Genomic DNA, 16,905 nt, shown 5'->3' on the forward strand with positions numbered 1-16,905 from the left:
CCATGACGGCTCCGCTGATCGGTATTGTTTCCAATTTTCGCAGAGCAGATAACGAGTATTATCTGCCCAGTGCATATATTGATGCAGTGCTTGCCGCCGGCGGACGCCCGATCATTCTGCCTTATGGTACAGAAGCAGACGCTGCGCACCACGTTGGCTTGCTCGACGGCCTACTACTCACTGGCGGCACCGACTTCTCCCCGGAGCTTTATGGTGGCCGTCATCATCCCGCGATGTCCGATATTCTGTCTAATCGCGATGACTTCGAGATCTGCCTGACACACATAGCTCTGGCAAGCAGCAAGCCAATTCTTGCAATCTGCCGGGGGATGCAATTGGTCAATGTCCTGCGCGGTGGTACGATCTTCGACCATACGTTAGACCAACGAGAGTGTCCGACTGACGACCACCGCACTGGCGCGGCTATCGGCGAGCTTGTCCACGACGTTGAGATCATCGACGGGTCGCGCCTTCATGCGATCTGCCGCACCACGCGCCTACCAGTTAACTCCATGCATCATCAGGCCATAGACAGGCTGGGTGATAGTCTTGTCATTTCCGCACTAGCGCCCGACGGTGTGATCGAGGCCTTGGAGGATCCACGTCATCCATTCCTATTGGCGATCCAGTGGCATCCAGAACAGAGGCAGAAGGACGAGCCAAACAAGAGGATTATTGAAGCGTTCATCACAGCCTGCACTCAGGACACCCTCTCGGAACGCAATAGAGGAGCTAACTTGTAAACAAGACAACTTGGGAAGCATACCCTCACCGCTCCGTAGGCTATCGTCGTCGCCGATGATCCTGACCTCGCCTTCGGCGTGTCGCGTGTCGCGACAATGGCTCACGAGTCGCATCGAGAGATTTAAAGCAGCCTTTTGCATAAGGACTTTGCACCTGCGAAGCTCATCCGATGGTACTTGACAGTTATCGGCCTCGACTCAACCTATCCCCTCAGTTCCCGCTGGGTGCCAGGTGTGTCCTCTTTCAAATTACCGCTTTGGAGCGAGATTGCCGCTGGTCAAACCGCGATTGGAGACTAGCGCATCGTCGACCCTAAATTTTGTCGCGGCTCGTTTCGTAGCCGTACTACAAAGATTTGGCCATACGCGGCTTCAGAAGCTACAGCGAGCGGATTATTCAATCACCTTCGGCTACCGCCGAGGGCCTTGGTTACGCTCGCGGCGCAGCGAATAAGCAGTTCTGCTATTCGCGACTCGGTACTCTGGTCAAAACGGCTCTCTGGAATGGTCAGGCAGATGTCACCGACAACTTCACCGTGGCTGCCAAAGACGGGAGCGGCAATACCCACGGCGTCTGGCGTCCGTTGACCATGCGTGATTGCGTAGCCACGCTCCCTTATCCGATGAATTTCGGCCTCGAGCCGAAATCTTTCAGTAATTGATTTGGATGTCGCAGGGGCAAGACGAGTTCGGTCGATAATAGAGCTTATTTCAGCGTCGCTCAAAAACGCCATGATCGCCAACCCCGTCGCGCCGACGTAGACGGGGATCCATTTGTTCAGGTCGATCGAGTAGCGCAATGGATGGGACGACTCAACCATTGCGGCAAAGATCATTTCTTGACGCATGCTGTCATAAAGACCGAGGAGTGACGTCTCATTGCAGGCATCCGTCAGCTGGCGCATATGGCTCAGCGCGATCTGGCGGACCGGGGTTTGTGCAATTGCGAGATAAGCCAGGCGGAGAAACTCGAGGCTCAACGAATAGCGGCCCGTCTGAGGCTCGTGCTTGAGTAGGTCGGCCTTCACCAGCTCCGAAAGCAAACGATGTGCGGTACTGGGAGAGACACCCAAACCGGTCGCCATCTCACGCACTCCGACATCCCGGGAATTTTCCTGAACGATCCAAGTCAGAGCTCGTAACGTCTTGAGGACAGGGTTTCGATTGCTAGTCTTCACTTGGCTTTGCCTGGAATCCGGTCTGTGATCACGGCACCCTCGTAACGCTTGCCAGCCAAACATCAATAGAGCTTAAGGCTCACTTCTAGCTGACATCAGCATCGGCCGTTCAAGCTACCTCGTCGTGCAGCTTTCCAAGCGCGCGGAGAATTTTCTCCGGCGTAATGGGAAGATCGCGAATACGTACGCCGATTGCATCTTCGACCGCGTTGGCCACCGCCGCGGCGATGCCAGTTGTCGGCCCTTCGCCAATGCCCTTCGCACCATAGGGGCCCTCAGGGTGGGGTATCTCGATGAGGATAGATTTTATCGGAGGCAGATCGGCGCTGGCGGCCATGGGATAATCCTCAAGCGAGGCATTGAGCACAGCGCCGTCCTCGCCAAGAATTAGCTCCTCCATCAAGGCGGCGCTGCATCCAATTGCAACTCCGCCTTCGACCTGACCCTCGCAGGCTGCAGGATTCAGTGTCCGGCCGGTATCGTGGGCCGACACGATGCTGTGTAGCGTGACCTTCCCCGTGTCTGTATCGACGGACAATTCCACCCCCTGGCTGCTGTACAGCCAGAAGCCAGTGATCTTCCTCCCTTGCCCAGTCTCCAGATCAAATGGTGTCGTCCCCTCGGGCACGAAGGAACCGCGGCCGACAATGGGACCATACGGGCTGCCGGGGCGGACTCCGGCAATCTCCTTAAAAGTGCAGAAGCGATTCGAGGCACCGCGGACGGAGACCACGCTGTCGCGCACCTCCAGTTCCTCCATGGGAACCTCGAGAAGCTCGGCCGCCTTCATTAGGATTTGATTTCGGGTGTCCGTCCCTGCCCGGACAATGGCGTTGCCCATATTGAATGTGGATCGGCTGGATGAGGTCGACCGATCAGGCGGTGTCACCGCCGTATCGCTTGCGATGAGATGCATGTCTTCATAACGAGCCCCTACGGCTTCGGCCGCGAGTTGGCTCATGACTGTCTTGGCGCCCTGCCCCATGTCTGTCGTGGCGCACATCACGTTCAGAGTGCCATCGTCATTCATTTGGATGAAGGAGCTGGAGCCAGATGGCGCTACGCTGGACTTGGCCGTGGTGACAATTGCTCTGCCACGCCCGGATTTTTTTGGCTTATCCCAGCCCATACCCGCGGCGCAGGCCTCCAAAGTCGGTTTTAGACCGATGGCTTTCAATCGCTCGCCGGTTGCAGTCTCGTCGCCCTCCTCGATCAAGTTGCGACGGCGGATGTCCAATGGATCGATGCCAAGACCGCGAGCAATCTCATCCATATGAGACTCGTAGGCAAACGACATCTCCATAATTCCATAGGAACGGAAGGCGCTAGTCACCACCTTGTTTGTGTAGACGCAGTAGCCGTCAATCTTCTGGTTGGGAATTCGATATGGCCCGGTGACGGAATAACTTCCGTTGCGGCATAGAAGAGGTCCCACGTCCGCATAGGCGCCAGTGTCCCACACAACCTCCGCCTCGCGGGCGACCATCGTGCCGTCTCGTTTGACGCCAGTGCGCATCTTCACAGCCACAGCACCCCGCACACCAGCCGCTGTGAAGACCTCCTCGCGAGTGAGCACAAGCTTAACTGGCCGCCCATCCGTCTTCATAGCCAGCGCAACCACTGGCGGTTCCGCTTTCAAACCATGTTTGGCTCCGAAGCCGCCGCCAAGGTATGGCGCAATTACGCGAACGCGGTGGACTGGCCAACCTAAGGCAATCGCGAGATCATCCGCGGCAAACCAGGGGGACTGCTGGCTCGACCACAGAGTGAGCTGACCAGAACGCTCCAATTGCGCTATGGCGGCATGGGGCTCCAGTGCGCCATGATTGAAAGCTTGGCTCTTGTAGGTGCCTTCAAAGATCTCGTCTGCGTCCTGGAATCCGGCCTCCACATCACCCTTGCGCAACTTGAAATGGCTCAGGATATTGGAGTTTGGCACCGACGTGAACAATTTGGAATCGCGCCAATAACTTTCGAACTCTGGATGGATCAGCGGGGCTCCGGGTGCTCTGGCGACTTCGGGATCGAGTATGAAAGGCAGCGGCTCATAGTCGACGCTCACGAGGCTGGCCGCCTCGCGCGCGATGTCCTCGTCCTCGGCTGCGATGGCGACAACCGGCTCGCCCACATAGCGTACCCGATCAATGGCCAAGAAGGGTTGGTCTCGGAGCGGCAGGTTGTAGCGGAAGGGAACGTCGCTCCCGCGCACAATGGCACGGACGCCCTTGACCCGTTCCGCTCGGCTCGTGTCGATGCTGCGGATCTTGCCGTGAGCGATAGGAGACCGGACTATCTGAGCAATGAGCATCCGGGGGAACCCGATATCCGCCGCGAAAACGGCTCGGCCCATCACCTTTTCAAGAGCATCGGCCTGCAGGACTCGATGCCCAACGACTGACATACGGTCACTCACGAGACCAACTCCTTCGCTCGACTTGACGGTCCCTGATTGGCTTTTTGAGCGAAATCAGCGATGGCTCGGACGATCCTGATATAGCCGGTGCAACGACACATATTTCCGCCGATGGCGGCCCGGATCTCATCCTCAGTGGGACTGGGCGTGTGCTTCACAAGAGCAACACCACTGAGCAGCATTCCAGGCGTGCAGAAACCGCATTGAATAGCGTGGTGGTCAATGAAAGCCTGCTGCAACGGATGTAGCTTTCCATCGGACGTGCTGAGGCTTTCCGCGGTGCAAATCTTATGACCCACAGCATCGGCGGCCAATGTGATGCAGGCTAGCGTAGGGATGTCATCAATCAGGACCGTGCAGGCGCCGCAACTGGCTGTCTCGCAGCCTTCCTTGACGCTCATGCGACCGCAGCCGTCTCGGATAACATCCACGAGGAGCTGGTGTGGCCGGACATTCACCTCGAACACCTCACCGTCCACGTCCAGCTCGATCATTTGCTTAGGTGATCGCGTCATACTTCACTCCCACGCCGTGCGGCGGCTAGCTTTGACAAGGCCCTTTTGAACAGCACGCCGAGGACATGACGGCGGTAGGCGGCCGTCGCGCGGAAATCACTGATCGGTTGAGCCCAGCTGGCCAGTAGCAGGACTGCCGACTCAACATCGGCTCCGACGGCTTCCATACCGCTGCTGCAGGCGAGGAACTCTTCAACAGGCGCACAACGAACAGGCATGGACCCGCCCCCAACTGCAGCCAGCCGAATATCACTCCAACTTGCTCCATCGAAAATGGCTCCGATCGCCACTGCCACGAGGGGCAAGTCGAACGCCTCACGGAAGGCAAAGCGTTCATAGGCAACACAGAAATTGACCACAGGTGTAGGCAGCTTGAGGGCGGTAATAATCTCTCCAGGCTGCAGCGCCGTGTTTCCGCGTGATCGTGCGTACTCGCTCACGGACAGCTGCCGCGAGCCGGCGGGTCCACGCAGCTCCAGACTCGCGTTATACACTTGTAGCAGGGGTACAAGGTCGCTTACCGACCAGCCTTGCGCGACATTGCCCACGACAGTTGCGGAGGAACGGATGGCAGGTGACGCAATCTCGCCCATGACTCGAGCGAGAACAGGCCAGCTGCGAGCAAAGTCCGGCGATGCGGCAAGCTCTGCCAGGGTCACCGCAGCACCAATGAGGGCACCCTCCGGGCTGAAGACCAATTCCCTCACGCCCGGCAGGTCATTCAACCCGACTATGAGATGAGTATCGAGCTTTCCTCGCCGGTATCGGGTCAAGATATCGCAGCCGCCCATCTTCGCGACAGCACCCGGCTGCGCTAACAGGGCCATCGCATCGCTCCAGTCGGTAGGGCGTCGGTAGTCGAAGGGTTGTGTTCCAGTGTCAGACATGACGCTCACCGTTTAGTCAAAGTGGATGCCACCATTCACCTCGACGACCTCGCCGGTTACGAAGTTCGCCGCATCACTACCCAGAAAGATCGCGACACGGGCGACCTCCTCGGGCTGGGCAAGTCGACCCAAGGGCGTCCGGTCTGCAATCTTGGCTATGAAGTCCGCGCTCCAGCCCTGGGACATACCGGTCATTGTGAGCCCTGGGCAAACAGCATTCACAGTAATCTTGGACGGGCCAAGATAGAGGGCGAGCGTGTGGGTCAGCGCAATGACACCCCCCTTGGACGCAGCATAGGCAGGACCGCTGACGAGGGAGCCCATTCGGGCGGAATCGGATGCCGTGAGGACGATACGGCCTCCCCCCTGCTCCCGCATATGCGGGATTGCGGCTTGAACAACAAGATAGGTGCCGCGGAGATTGACGCTCATCACCGTGTCCCAGATCTCCGGAGTGAGTTCATCAATGTTGTGGCTGTCCAGCATCGCGGCGAAATGCAGAAGAGTATGAATGCGGCCAAATTTCTCCCGCGCAGCTGCCATGGCGGCTAAGACATCATCCTGGTTCGCGATGTCCGCATAAACAGGAAATGCGGAAGCGCCACTTTTGCTGCCGATGGCGGTGAGCCCATCCTTGTCCCTATCGCATGCAGCGACGTTCGCCCCAGCTGACAATAATATTTCCATCGCGGAGGCACCTATGCCGCTCGCGGCACCCGTAATGAAGAACGTTTTCCCTTCAAGCCCGAGGTTCATGCCTTCTCCATTTCCCCAGCGCGATCCAATGCTGGTGACGATGACGTAAGTTGGTGCGAAGTATTCGGTTGTTCACTTTTTTGCGCCCTATTCACCCTGAAAAGCTTAGAGATCTTCAAGCGCGCTAGTCCGCCGGGGGCTGCGACCAGAAACAGTACAATTGCAAGACCGAAAACCACCTGGTTCAATTGGGGGGCATTCAAGCCGAGAACGTGGACGTCATCGCCCAATATCTCGCGCAGTATTGGCGGCAGGCAAGTAATGAACAGAGCACCAATAACAGCACCCCGAACAAGACCAAGACCGCCAATAATGATCATGGCCACGAACATCACCGAGAGGTTCAAATCCCACGTTTCTGGCAAGGCAAAACCAAATTGGGTGCCATAAAGGGCTCCCGCGATGCCTGCCATGAAGTCGGCAGCAACAAAGGAAGCAATTTTATAGTAAGTTATGTTAATACCATTCATTGCCGCAGCGGTTTCGTTGTCCCGAATCGCTTGCAATGCGCGACCAGTTTTTGAGTGTTTCAGTCGTAGAACGGAGAGGCCGGATAAAGTCGCCAGGGCTACCGCCAGATAGTAGAGCTTGAGAGAACGACCGATGACTAGGTCACCAATGGCCGAGTCCCCTTCGAACGAGAAGTTTCCGAAGGCAGGTGCCGACAAGGCCACCCCCATTGCGCCCCCGGTAAGCCAGTCCCAGTGAATGAACAAATACTGTGCGGCAAAGATCATGCCGAGCGTAACGATGGCTAGATATATGCCACTGAGCCTGATCGCCGCTGGTGCCAGCAGCAGGCCCACAAAGCCCGAGCACAGGCCAGCAAGGAGCAGACCAAGGACCAGAGGCCAGCCATGCTGGTTGCCAGCTATGAGGTCCAGCGGAAATGGCAGATTTCCGAGCAGGCTATCGACCTCCGGGTGCATCTGGGGTCCAAGCGTGCTCGCTACGTATGCGCCGATACCAAAGAAGGCCGCCTGACCCAGCGAGATGAGGCCTGTTAGACCAGTCAGTATCTGCAGTGACAATGCCCCGATGACCGCGATCGCCGCAAAGGCCCCGACGGTGAGCCATTGCTCGTTGGCAACAGCAGGCCAAGCAAGAACAACCGCGGCGCAGGCGACCCAACCCAGGAGGCGCACCGGTTCGACTCCGTTCATACCCTGTGACCTCCGGTCTTTCCGAAGATACCCTGCGGTCTAAACAACAGGATGATGATCATCACGATATAGCCGCTGACGATATAGAAGCCGCTGCCCAAGCCCGGAAGGAGGCTTGGCTGATAGCCCGCCATCATCACTTCGACGACACCGATCAGAAGGCCGCCAACAACGGCCCCAGGTAATGACGTCATCCCCCCGAGCACAGCCGCTGGAAAAGCACGGAATGCAACATGCGCGGTGGCAGGCTGAAGACCATAGCCAGGGAGGCTGCCAAGGAACGTAACCGCGACAAGTCCTAAGAGCCCCGCAATCGCCCAGGCGACGGCATGAACCCATTGCACGTTGATCCCCAGAACTGTGGCTACCTCCGGATCGGTCGCCACAATCCGCATGGAAAGACCAAGACGCGTGCGATTGAAGAAGGCAGCTAGCGCTGCCACGCAGACGAACGATCCCACAATCGCTGCAATACGGATGTAATCAATATGCACGCCTGAGACGACGAGCTGACCGTTTAGAGGTACACCGATCGAAACTTGAGTCACGCCAAACATTGCTTCGGCGATCGTCACCAATACAATATAGAGGCCCAGAGTAATCATAAGCTTAGTATCGGCAGAGGAACCCGATGCGTGGCCTAGAACAATCCGTTCTATACCTACTGAGAAGACCGCGATTGCCGCTAAAGCCAGAAGAAATGCAAGTGCGAAGGGCGCGTTCAGGCCGCCAGCCCCTGCCATGTAGAGCAGATAGCCAGCGATCAGCACCATGGCTCCGTGGGCGAAGTTGATGATTCCTGTGGATTTGAAGATAACCACAAAACCTAGTGCGACCAGGCCATAGAGCGAGCCGAGGGAGAGGCCGAAGACGAGGAGCTGCAAAAATTTGACCATGATCAAGCCTCGGCCAGAGAGTTTACTTTGCCGCCAATATAGGCGCGGATAACTTCCGGATTGGATCGGACCTCCTGGGGCTCGCCGATGGTCACAACGCGACCGAAATCGAGGACAACGACGATGTCGGCCACGTCCATTATCAGACCCATATTGTGCTCAATCATAAGGATGGTGAGCCGACGCTCCTCCCAAAGCTCCAAAATCGTCTTCGCAAGCTCACGGCTCTCATCGGGCGTCATCCCCGCGAAAGGCTCATCAAGCAGAAGCACGTGAGGCTCGGAGGCTAAGGCACGCGCCAATTCCACGCGTTTTTGAAAGCCATAGGGAAGTGAGCCAACTTCAGAGTCACGAACGGCCGCGAGACCCAACCTCTCCAGGAGATGGTGCACCTTTTCGGAGCTGGAACGTTCGTCGCGTGAGCGTGCCTTAAACGGCAGCGGCAGCATGCTTGCGACGACACCTTCCTTGATGTGCAAATGCCGACCGACCATCACGTTGTCGTAGACGGACATGCCTCCGAAGAGCGCCAGGTTCTGGAAGGTCCGACTCAGACCAAGCTCAGCCCGTTTATACGCTGGAAGAGATAGAATATCCTTATCGCCGAGGTGGATTGTACCCTCGTTTGCCCTATAGCTGCCCGTAATGACGTTAACGAGTGAGCTTTTGCCAGCGCCATTGGGCCCGATGAGACCGAGAATGTGCCCCGCTTGCAGGTCAAATGAAACATCGTTCAAGGCTGTCACGCCACCGAAGCGGAGGGTCAGATTGCGAACGGAAAGCAGAGGCTTGGTCATACGCCGGACCTAATCTCAGGTCGGCGCCGGAGCGGCAGGGATGCCTCACCCAAGCCAATGTAGAAATGCTGCATCATCTCCTGGCGTTTCAAATCCTCTGCCAGGCCCTCGGCTACAATAGCACCGTTCTGCATGACATAGGCTCGATCGGCGAGTTCCAGCGCCAGATGAGCGTTCTGTTCGACCAGGAGCACGGTTTTCCCAAGTTCCCGAACGGCTCGAATCGTCTTCGCAATTTGGGAGATCATAACTGGTGCGAGGCCAAGACTCGGCTCGTCGAGCAAGAGAAGCTTGGGATCACTCATGAGCGCGCGGGCGATCGCTAGGATCTGCTGTTCTCCACCGGAGAGAAGGCCTGCAGGCTGCCGGCGCCGCTGATCCAAAATAGGAAACTTGCGATAGAGCTCGGCGATCCGCGCACGGACAACGCCCGTCTCCGATTTAATTGCGCCAGCCTGCAAATTTTCCTCTACGGAAAAGTCGCGCAGGATCCGCCTGCCCTCAAAGGTCTGCGTTATTCCGATGCGCGACCGCAGGTGGCCAGGTGCCTTAACAAGGTCGTAACCCAGGGCCGTGATGCGGCCGTGGACGACGCGCCCGCCGTGATGGGACAGGAGGCCGGAAAGGGCCCGAAGAAGTGTCGTCTTGCCCGCGCCATTCGCACCGAGTAACGCCACAAATTCGCCCTCGGCAACGGCAATCGAAGCATCCCTCACAGCATGCACACCAGAGCCGTAGGTGACGCCAAGATTTTCAACTGTCAGAAGGGCAGACATGAAGCCGCTTTGCCTTTCCCCGGGACCCACCCAAAATGCGTTCTCTTGTATGGAACGTTTGTTCTCTATTAAAGACTATGAGGCGTATTCTGGTTTGTCAAACGGTTCTGATCTTTCATTCTCGCGCATTTTTCTCCCCGTTGACAACCATCCCGGACCGGGTCACGATAGTTTGCAGAACAATTGTTCTTTTGAGCGGAACAGTGGTGTTCTCAGTTTGCGTTCTTACGCGTGAGGCAGAAGACGTTAGGGCGTGCGCTATTCCAGTTCTGCTTGCTGCACTAAAAGTTGAAATCCCGCTCACCTATGATGAGCCCGAATTTCGCAATAAATCTGTGGGAGGAAACGATGATAAACAGAAGGGATGTACTTGCAGGTTCTCTCGGTGCCTTAGCGTTTTCCGCAGCGGGATCTTCTGCGGTCCAGGCCAAAGACGCTCCCGGTGTCACGGAAGCGGCGATTACCGTTGGCGTTCTTTCTGTCCTGACAGGCCCCGTCGCCCTTCAAGGCGTGCCAATCGCAAACGGCGTGGATGCTTACTTCAAGAACCTCAATGAAATGGGCGGAAGCTCAAACCGCGAGATCACGATCCTGAAGAGGGATCATCAGTATAATGGCCAGACTGCCAACCAGATCTTTGCCGAGATGACGCCGCGTGTCGCTATTTATGCCGACCTTTTCGGAACGCCCATTATTGCCGCTCTGCAACGACGGATCAAACAGGCGAACATACTGGTCGTCCCAAGCACGTTCGGATCGCCCTTCTATTCGGATCCCCAGCTGATTGTGCCTTTCGCGCCTTATCCTATCCAGATTAGCGCGGGAATAGACTTCCTGGTGAAGGAGAAGAACGGAAAATCCCTTAAATGGGCGATTGTGGAGCGCCACGATAATTTAGGCGCCGACGGCGTGGCTGCCTTTGACTTCGCAACTAAGCATTACGGGCTCGAAGTGGTTGCAAAGCAAACATATGAGCCATCGGATACTGATTTCACGGCTCAGATCCAAGCATTGAAGGACTCCGGCGCCAACGCAGTTGTTCTGGCGAACACATCAGCTGTCAGCGCCCAGTTTGTGGTGGGACTGGCGAGGCTCGGCGTACACGCAACTTGGCTTGGTTGGCAACCTTCCTTCGATCCCGGCCTGGCTAAGAACAAGGAATTCATGTCCATTGTTGCACAGGACAAATTTTATATAGGATCGTGTTTACCGGCATGGTCAACCCAGGCGCCTGAAATGACTAAAGTGAGGGAAGTGAAGGAGAAATACTTCCCTGACCAGGCACCTGATCCCTACTTCACCTTTGGCTATATCCATGGCGCAATCACCAATGCGGTCCTCTCGGCTGCAATTAAATCGGGGGACTTGACCCGGACCGGGATCAATGCGGCGGTGAAAGACGTGGGGACCACCGACCTGAACGGACTTCTCACCAATCCCGTCAATTTCGCCGAGCCACCGCAGAAACGCTTTCCGCGCGCGGTGCAAATTTGGGAGGTGTCCGAATCTGATCCGAGCTTCCAAGCGCCGGTTACGGATTACTTCATAGGCGAGTCCGCCAGCAAATATCCGATGCCTGGCGCCTAAACCTTCAACCGTCGCCGCCTGGTTTAACGTTCAGGCGGCGATGGCTAAGTACGTTGCCAACGAAGAAATTTTTTGCTGAGGATATAAATGAATCTTGATCTTGATGGCTGCAAGGCACTCATCACCGGGGCCAGCAAAGGGCTCGGAAAGGCCTGTGCGAAGGCACTAGCAGACGAAGGCGCTCGTGTTTTCATCTGTGCCAGGAATGCAGAGGAGACCGAGCAGACGGCAAGAGAGATCGGCGCGAGCGGATGGATGTCTGCGGACGTCTCTCAATTCGAAGAAGTGCGCAAGCTAATGGCTGGAGCGACAGCTGCGCTCGGCGGGCTAGACATACTGGTTGCCAATGCTGGCGGACCGCCGACTGGCCCTTTCGACAGAGCGCCGGATCAAGATTGGGATATTGCTAACCAGTTGACCCTGATGAGCGCGGTTCGCCTGACTAGGGAAGCCCTGCCAGCGCTTAAGGCCTCAGGGCGCGGTCGAGTAATTCACCTCACCGGTTATGGCGTGAAGGAACCCATGACCGATCTCGTGGTGTCTGATGCCGTGCGGGCGGGGGTCACCGTCATGGCCAAAACACTTGCGACAGACCTAGGCCCCTTCGGCATCACGGTTAACTGCATCGCACCCGGGCCCATCATGACCGACCGCCTGATCCAAGTGCATGCAGCGCGAGCGGACAATATTGGAATAAGCCTAGACGAACAGTTCAAGAGGTTCGCCGAGACGATTCCAGTTAGGCGGGTGGGAGAACCGAAGGAAATCGGTGACCTTTGCGCCTTCCTATGCTCCCCACAGGCCGGATACATCACCGGCCAAGCGATCGTCGTAGATGGTGGCGTTAACAGATCCATTTAGCCGAGGGAGCCCATGGACACTCAGTTATCTGAGCATTCGCCAATGCAGTCGCTGGCAGGCGATGCCTTTGTCCCCGATGCTGAAGGCGGACCAGTTCTTATCGGTGGAGAATGCGAGGAGTGCGGGAACTTGACCTATCCTCGCGCCGCTGTATGCCCCGTCTGCATGAGCGAGGAACTGCAGCCCGTGGAGATGTCACGAGAAGGAATACTCTACTCCTTCACGATGGTTCATGTGGGGCCAAGTCATTGGAAGAAGCCATTTGCGCTTGGCTATGTCGACTTGCCGAATGGCGTAAGAGTGTTCAGCCACTTACGCGGTGACACAATCAGAATTGGCTGCCGCATGACGCTTTCAACAGGCGAACTCGGCCACAACCCCGACGGGACAACCGTCACCAGCTTCGTGTTTCAGCCATCGGAGACATGAGTATGGACGGCGTATCAATCATCGGGGTGGGCATGATCCCCTTCGGCAAGTATCCCGACCGCAAACTCGCAGATCTTGGCTGGCCGGCCGTGAAAGCAGCTGTCAGAGATGCCGGCATTGAACCGCGCCGAATACAGGCGGCTTTCTGTGGCACGGCGTTAGGCGGAATGATGTCAGGTCAGCGGGTGCTGGGGCGTCTCGGGTTGACTGGCATTCCGATTACCAATGTCGAGAATGCTTGCTCTTCCAGTTCCAGCGCCTTTAGGCAGGGAGTGGTGGCAATCCAATCCGGTCAATACGACGCCGTGCTGGTCATCGGCGTTGAGAAACTTACCAAGTTTGGCGGCGGCACTCTGCCGCTCGAGGAGGAGGACTGGGAAGTTCGTCTCGGCCTATCAATGCCCGCGCTCTATGCCATGCGTGCCCAGCGTTACATGCATGATTTTGGACTGACCCGGGAACAACTGGCTCTGGTGTCAGTAAAAAACCGCAAACATGGCGCCCTCAACCCGGATGCTCAAATGCGCAAGCCCGTGACCGTTGAGGAGGTCCTGGCATCTCGCGCCATCTCGGACCCCTTCACACTGCTGCAGTGCTGCCCAACTGGCGACGGGGCCGCAGCCATCGTTCTATCCGCGACTTCGATTGCGCGGGAGTATCGCAGCGATCCTATCCAGGTGCTCGCTTCCGACCTTACCTCAGGCAAATTTACGACTGGCTTTCGCGACATGACAATCCCCGAGATCACCGTGCGCGGCGCAAAGGAGGCGTATGAACATGCCGGTGTCGGGCCGGATGACATTGATGTCGCCGAGGTACACGATGCGTTCAGTATCGCGGAGCTGCTCTACTACGAAGCCTTTGGCTTTTGCGGGCGTGGCGAGGCGGGAAGGTTCCTTGAGAGCGGAAGCACGACCTTTGGCGGCACGGTCGTGGTCAACCCTTCGGGCGGCCTACTCTCCAAAGGCCATCCCGTAGGTGCGACGGGGGCAGCACAAGTCGTCGAAATCGTACGTCAGCTCCGTGGTGAAGCCGGTGAGCGACAAGTCGAGGGAGCCAAAGTTGGTCTTACGCATGCTACTGGCGGCGGTATTTCCGGTTTTGACCATGGCGCTTGCGCCATTCACATTCTCGCGCGGTAACGTAGATGGCTCGCTCTTCGCAAGCGGACGCAAGTGTGGAGGCGCCACCGCTAACCGGCTTACGCGTGCTCGACCTCACGCAGTTCCTATCCGGCCCTTTTGGCACTCAAATGCTCGGCGATTTGGGCGCACAGATCATCAAGCTTGAGCCGCCGCAAGGTGATTCCTCACGATCTATTCCCCCACATTTTATTGAAAGTGATAGTCTTTATTATATCTCGATCAACCGTAACAAGAAGAGTGTTGCCGTCGATATAAAGACTTCGGCTGGCATTGATCTTGTCCGGAGGCTTGCTCTAGGCTGCGACGTGGTGATCGAAAATTTCCGGCCCGGCGTGCTCGATCGGCTCGGACTGAAGAGCAGCGAACTTCGTGACCGCAAACCAAGTCTCATCTGGTGCTCGATCTCCGGCTTTGGACAGGACGGTCCATATAGGGACAAGCCCGCCTATGATATGATTGTGCAGGCCCTATCCGGGGGCATGAGCCTCACAGGTGAGCCAGGCCGACCTGCGTCCCGAGCGGGGGTTCCCATTGGCGACTTGGCTGCTGGTATGTATGCGGCAACAGCCATTTTAGCGGCTCTACACCGCCGCACCTTAACGGGACGCGGCGACTTCATCGATATCTCTATGCTGGACTGTCAAGCCGCCATGCTTTGCTACCAAGGTGCTTATTATCTGCACTCAGGCAAGATCCCCGCGCGACAGGGCAGTGGCCACGATTCAATCCCGACTTATCGAGGATTCGCGACGGCCGATGGCTCAGAGATCGTCATAACCGCCAATACTGAGCGGATGTGGCAAGGTCTGTGCCGCGCACTTGGCCTCGATCAGTTGGCTGATGACCCGAAATTTAAAACAAACCGGGAGCGTTATAACAATCGGGCAGAGCTTTGGCCCATTCTGGAGACTGCATTTCGTCTACGATCAGCGGCTGAATGGGTGCCCTTGCTCGAGTCCGAAGCTATTCCAGTTGGGGTGGTGAATACCTTGGATCGAGTAATGGTGGATCCGCAGATCCAGCATCGTGAAATGGTCATGCATTTGCACTCAGAGGACGGGCGCGAGGCCCGCGTAATGGGAAACCCCATGGTTTTCAAGGATGCTCGGGCGAACGAAATAACTTATCCGCCAGCATTGGGCGAAAACACGTTTGATGTGCTGCAGGACATGCTTGGAATGAACGCAGAGGAGCTCACAGAACTCGTCAAGTGCGGTGCAATCCCACCATCCGTCAAAACTACACCCCCGGTTGGTTAAGGTCTTTTGACAGTGCATCTCAAAGCAAATGGAATCAGCATTCATTACCGCATCGACGGGCCCGATGCGGCTCCCTGGTTGATCTTCAGCAATTCATTGGCGACAGACCTTTCTATGTGGGAGCCGCAGACGGCAGAGCTTTCCAAGGCGTTCCGGATCTTGCGCTACGATCAACGCGGACACGGTAAGACAGAAGCCCCAGGAGGGCGTTACAGTTTCGACACGCTCATGGCCGATGTGGTCGCCCTCATGGACGAGCTGTCAATCGAGCGGGCGCATTTTTGTGGCCTGTCGATGGGTGGTTCCACGGCAATGGGGATGGCGCAAAACCATTCGAACCGTCTTGACCGGGTGATCGTCTGCGATTCCCCTTGTTTCTCGACTGCTGCTGCAACCCAGCAGTGGGAAGAACGAATAGCTGTCGCCCGCTCCGAAGGCATGGAGGGGCTTGTCGAATCGACGCTCGCCCGCTGGTATCCAGCTGATACTCTTGCGGCCTCTCCTCCGCAGGTAAGTAAGGTTCGGGAAATGATCCTGGCAACGCCGGTGAATGGTTTTGCCGGCTGTGCAGCGGCTCTCGCAACGCACGATTTTCGCTCAAATATCGGCGCCGTGAAGCTGCCGATGTTGCTCGTCGCGGGAGAGAAGGATGGGGTCGTGCCGGCGGCGATGCAGGACATACACAGAGAGATGTCGACGTCGCAATTTGTGTCTCTGCCAAATGCGGGGCACATTTCCAATCTCGATCAGCCAGCCCTGTTCTCGAACGCATTAAGTGAGTTCTTGGCTGAGTAAGCACTCGCAAGACATGGGAGGATAAGGACAACATGGGAAAGCTTGACAACAGGGTGGCCTTAGTCACCGGAGGACAACGAGGATTAGGAGCGGCCATCCTCAGGGAACTGGCGGCGGAAGGGGCGATATGCGTCGTGAACTATCCATGGGAGATGGAAGCTGAAGCCGCCCAAAACTTGGTCAAGGAACTGAAAGCGCTAGGGGCAAACGCAGTGGCCATGGAGGCCGACGTTACCAATACCGAGGACGTGATTACCCTCATCGCGAAAATCCGCGATCAGTTTGGGCACCTCGATATCCTCGTGAACAATGCCGGACTGAACACGCTAAAGACCTGGGAAGACCTGGATCGAGACAGCTGGGACAACACACTCGCCGTCAACCTCACCGGCGTTTTCAACTGCTGCAAAGCCGTTCTCGATATCATGAGCGAGCAGAAGAAGGGCAACATCATTAACATTGCTTCGGTTGCTGCCTTCATCGGTCGCGGCAATGCCGACTATATCGCCACGAAGGCCGCCGTACTCGGATTGACACGAAGTTTGGCACGCCAGTACGGCAGACACGGCATCCGAACAAATTCAATTTCGCCGGGCTTTCACAATACTGAGATGACACAGCGCGCGCGACAGACGAGTGCCGAGAGTGCGGACGAGTTCATCAAAATGGTACCGCTCGGCTACCTCGCCGAAGCTGATAGCATCG

At 56.8% G+C, this 16,905-nt stretch carries 17 protein-coding genes; 8 read left to right on the forward strand and 9 right to left on the reverse strand.

The window, feature by feature from the left end; all coding sequences use genetic code 11:
* Nucleotides 1-2 precede the first annotated feature (2 nt).
* Nucleotides 3-743, forward strand: a complete 741-nt coding sequence (locus tag FKM97_RS25785) for a gamma-glutamyl-gamma-aminobutyrate hydrolase family protein (RefSeq protein ID WP_144295335.1) — start codon at nucleotides 3-5, stop codon at nucleotides 741-743.
* A 401-nt stretch (nucleotides 744-1,144) separates the two neighbouring features.
* Here FKM97_RS25785 and FKM97_RS25790 read toward each other — a convergent pair whose 3' ends face one another.
* From FKM97_RS25790 to FKM97_RS25830, 9 genes are read right to left on the reverse strand one after another with little or no spacing between them, the layout of a single operon-like run.
* Complete coding sequence (locus tag FKM97_RS25790) at nucleotides 1,145-1,984, reverse strand: IclR family transcriptional regulator domain-containing protein (RefSeq protein ID WP_144295336.1); 840 nt, start codon at nucleotides 1,982-1,984, stop codon at nucleotides 1,145-1,147.
* A gap of 46 nt (nucleotides 1,985-2,030) precedes the next feature.
* Nucleotides 2,031-4,334 (reverse strand): xanthine dehydrogenase family protein molybdopterin-binding subunit, encoded by a 2,304-nt coding sequence (locus FKM97_RS25795; protein ID WP_144295337.1) that lies wholly within the window; start codon nucleotides 4,332-4,334, stop codon nucleotides 2,031-2,033.
* Nucleotides 4,331-4,849 carry a (2Fe-2S)-binding protein gene (locus tag FKM97_RS25800; protein ID WP_144295338.1) on the reverse strand — a complete coding sequence of 173 codons (519 nt, stop codon included), beginning with the start codon at nucleotides 4,847-4,849 and terminating at the stop codon, nucleotides 4,331-4,333. Before FKM97_RS25800 ends, FKM97_RS25795 begins: the two co-directional genes overlap by 4 nt.
* Complete coding sequence (locus tag FKM97_RS25805; RefSeq protein WP_144295339.1) at nucleotides 4,846-5,736, reverse strand: FAD binding domain-containing protein; 891 nt, start codon at nucleotides 5,734-5,736, stop codon at nucleotides 4,846-4,848. Before FKM97_RS25805 ends, FKM97_RS25800 begins: the two co-directional genes overlap by 4 nt.
* A gap of 12 nt (nucleotides 5,737-5,748) precedes the next feature.
* Complete coding sequence (locus FKM97_RS25810; RefSeq protein ID WP_144295340.1) at nucleotides 5,749-6,492, reverse strand: SDR family NAD(P)-dependent oxidoreductase; 744 nt, start codon at nucleotides 6,490-6,492, stop codon at nucleotides 5,749-5,751.
* Entirely contained in the window at nucleotides 6,489-7,655 is a 1,167-nt protein-coding gene (locus FKM97_RS25815) for a branched-chain amino acid ABC transporter permease (protein WP_144295341.1), read from the reverse strand. The genes FKM97_RS25810 and FKM97_RS25815 overlap by 4 nt, the downstream gene beginning before the upstream one ends.
* Nucleotides 7,652-8,551 carry a branched-chain amino acid ABC transporter permease gene (locus FKM97_RS25820; protein WP_144295342.1) on the reverse strand — a complete coding sequence of 300 codons (900 nt, stop codon included), beginning with the start codon at nucleotides 8,549-8,551 and terminating at the stop codon, nucleotides 7,652-7,654. Before FKM97_RS25820 ends, FKM97_RS25815 begins: the two co-directional genes overlap by 4 nt.
* Nucleotides 8,552-8,553: 2 nt before the next feature.
* Nucleotides 8,554-9,348: an ABC transporter ATP-binding protein gene (locus tag FKM97_RS25825; RefSeq protein ID WP_144295343.1), complete on the reverse strand. Its 795-nt coding sequence runs from the start codon at nucleotides 9,346-9,348 to the stop codon at nucleotides 8,554-8,556.
* Entirely contained in the window at nucleotides 9,345-10,124 is a 780-nt protein-coding gene (locus tag FKM97_RS25830) for an ABC transporter ATP-binding protein (RefSeq protein ID WP_144295344.1), read from the reverse strand. The genes FKM97_RS25825 and FKM97_RS25830 overlap by 4 nt, the downstream gene beginning before the upstream one ends.
* Nucleotides 10,125-10,472: 348 nt before the next feature.
* Between FKM97_RS25830 and FKM97_RS25835 the strand changes: the two genes are divergently transcribed.
* The 7 genes from FKM97_RS25835 to FKM97_RS25865 all read left to right on the forward strand — a co-directional run.
* The gene (locus FKM97_RS25835) at nucleotides 10,473-11,711 is read left to right on the forward strand and encodes an ABC transporter substrate-binding protein (RefSeq protein WP_170241152.1); all 1,239 of its coding nucleotides are present in this window, start codon (nucleotides 10,473-10,475) and stop codon (nucleotides 11,709-11,711) included.
* A gap of 87 nt (nucleotides 11,712-11,798) precedes the next feature.
* The gene (locus FKM97_RS25840) at nucleotides 11,799-12,572 is read left to right on the forward strand and encodes an SDR family oxidoreductase (RefSeq protein WP_144295346.1); all 774 of its coding nucleotides are present in this window, start codon (nucleotides 11,799-11,801) and stop codon (nucleotides 12,570-12,572) included.
* A gap of 42 nt (nucleotides 12,573-12,614) precedes the next feature.
* The gene (locus tag FKM97_RS25845) at nucleotides 12,615-13,001 is read left to right on the forward strand and encodes a Zn-ribbon domain-containing OB-fold protein (protein WP_281290149.1); all 387 of its coding nucleotides are present in this window, start codon (nucleotides 12,615-12,617) and stop codon (nucleotides 12,999-13,001) included.
* 2 nt (nucleotides 13,002-13,003) lie between these two features.
* The gene (locus FKM97_RS25850; protein WP_144295348.1) at nucleotides 13,004-14,143 is read left to right on the forward strand and encodes a thiolase family protein; all 1,140 of its coding nucleotides are present in this window, start codon (nucleotides 13,004-13,006) and stop codon (nucleotides 14,141-14,143) included.
* 5 nt (nucleotides 14,144-14,148) lie between these two features.
* The gene (locus tag FKM97_RS25855) at nucleotides 14,149-15,405 is read left to right on the forward strand and encodes a CoA transferase (protein ID WP_144295349.1); all 1,257 of its coding nucleotides are present in this window, start codon (nucleotides 14,149-14,151) and stop codon (nucleotides 15,403-15,405) included.
* Nucleotides 15,406-15,417: 12 nt separating this feature from the next.
* Complete coding sequence (pcaD, locus tag FKM97_RS25860; protein ID WP_205015312.1) at nucleotides 15,418-16,200, forward strand: 3-oxoadipate enol-lactonase; 783 nt, start codon at nucleotides 15,418-15,420, stop codon at nucleotides 16,198-16,200.
* Nucleotides 16,201-16,232: 32 nt separating this feature from the next.
* A partial coding sequence (locus FKM97_RS25865; protein ID WP_144295351.1) for an SDR family NAD(P)-dependent oxidoreductase occupies nucleotides 16,233-16,905 on the forward strand: 673 nt, incomplete at its 3' end.

Origin of the sequence: Rhodoligotrophos appendicifer (assembly GCF_007474605.1) — a bacterium.
Classification (GTDB): Bacteria; Pseudomonadota; Alphaproteobacteria; order Rhizobiales; family Im1; genus Rhodoligotrophos; species Rhodoligotrophos appendicifer.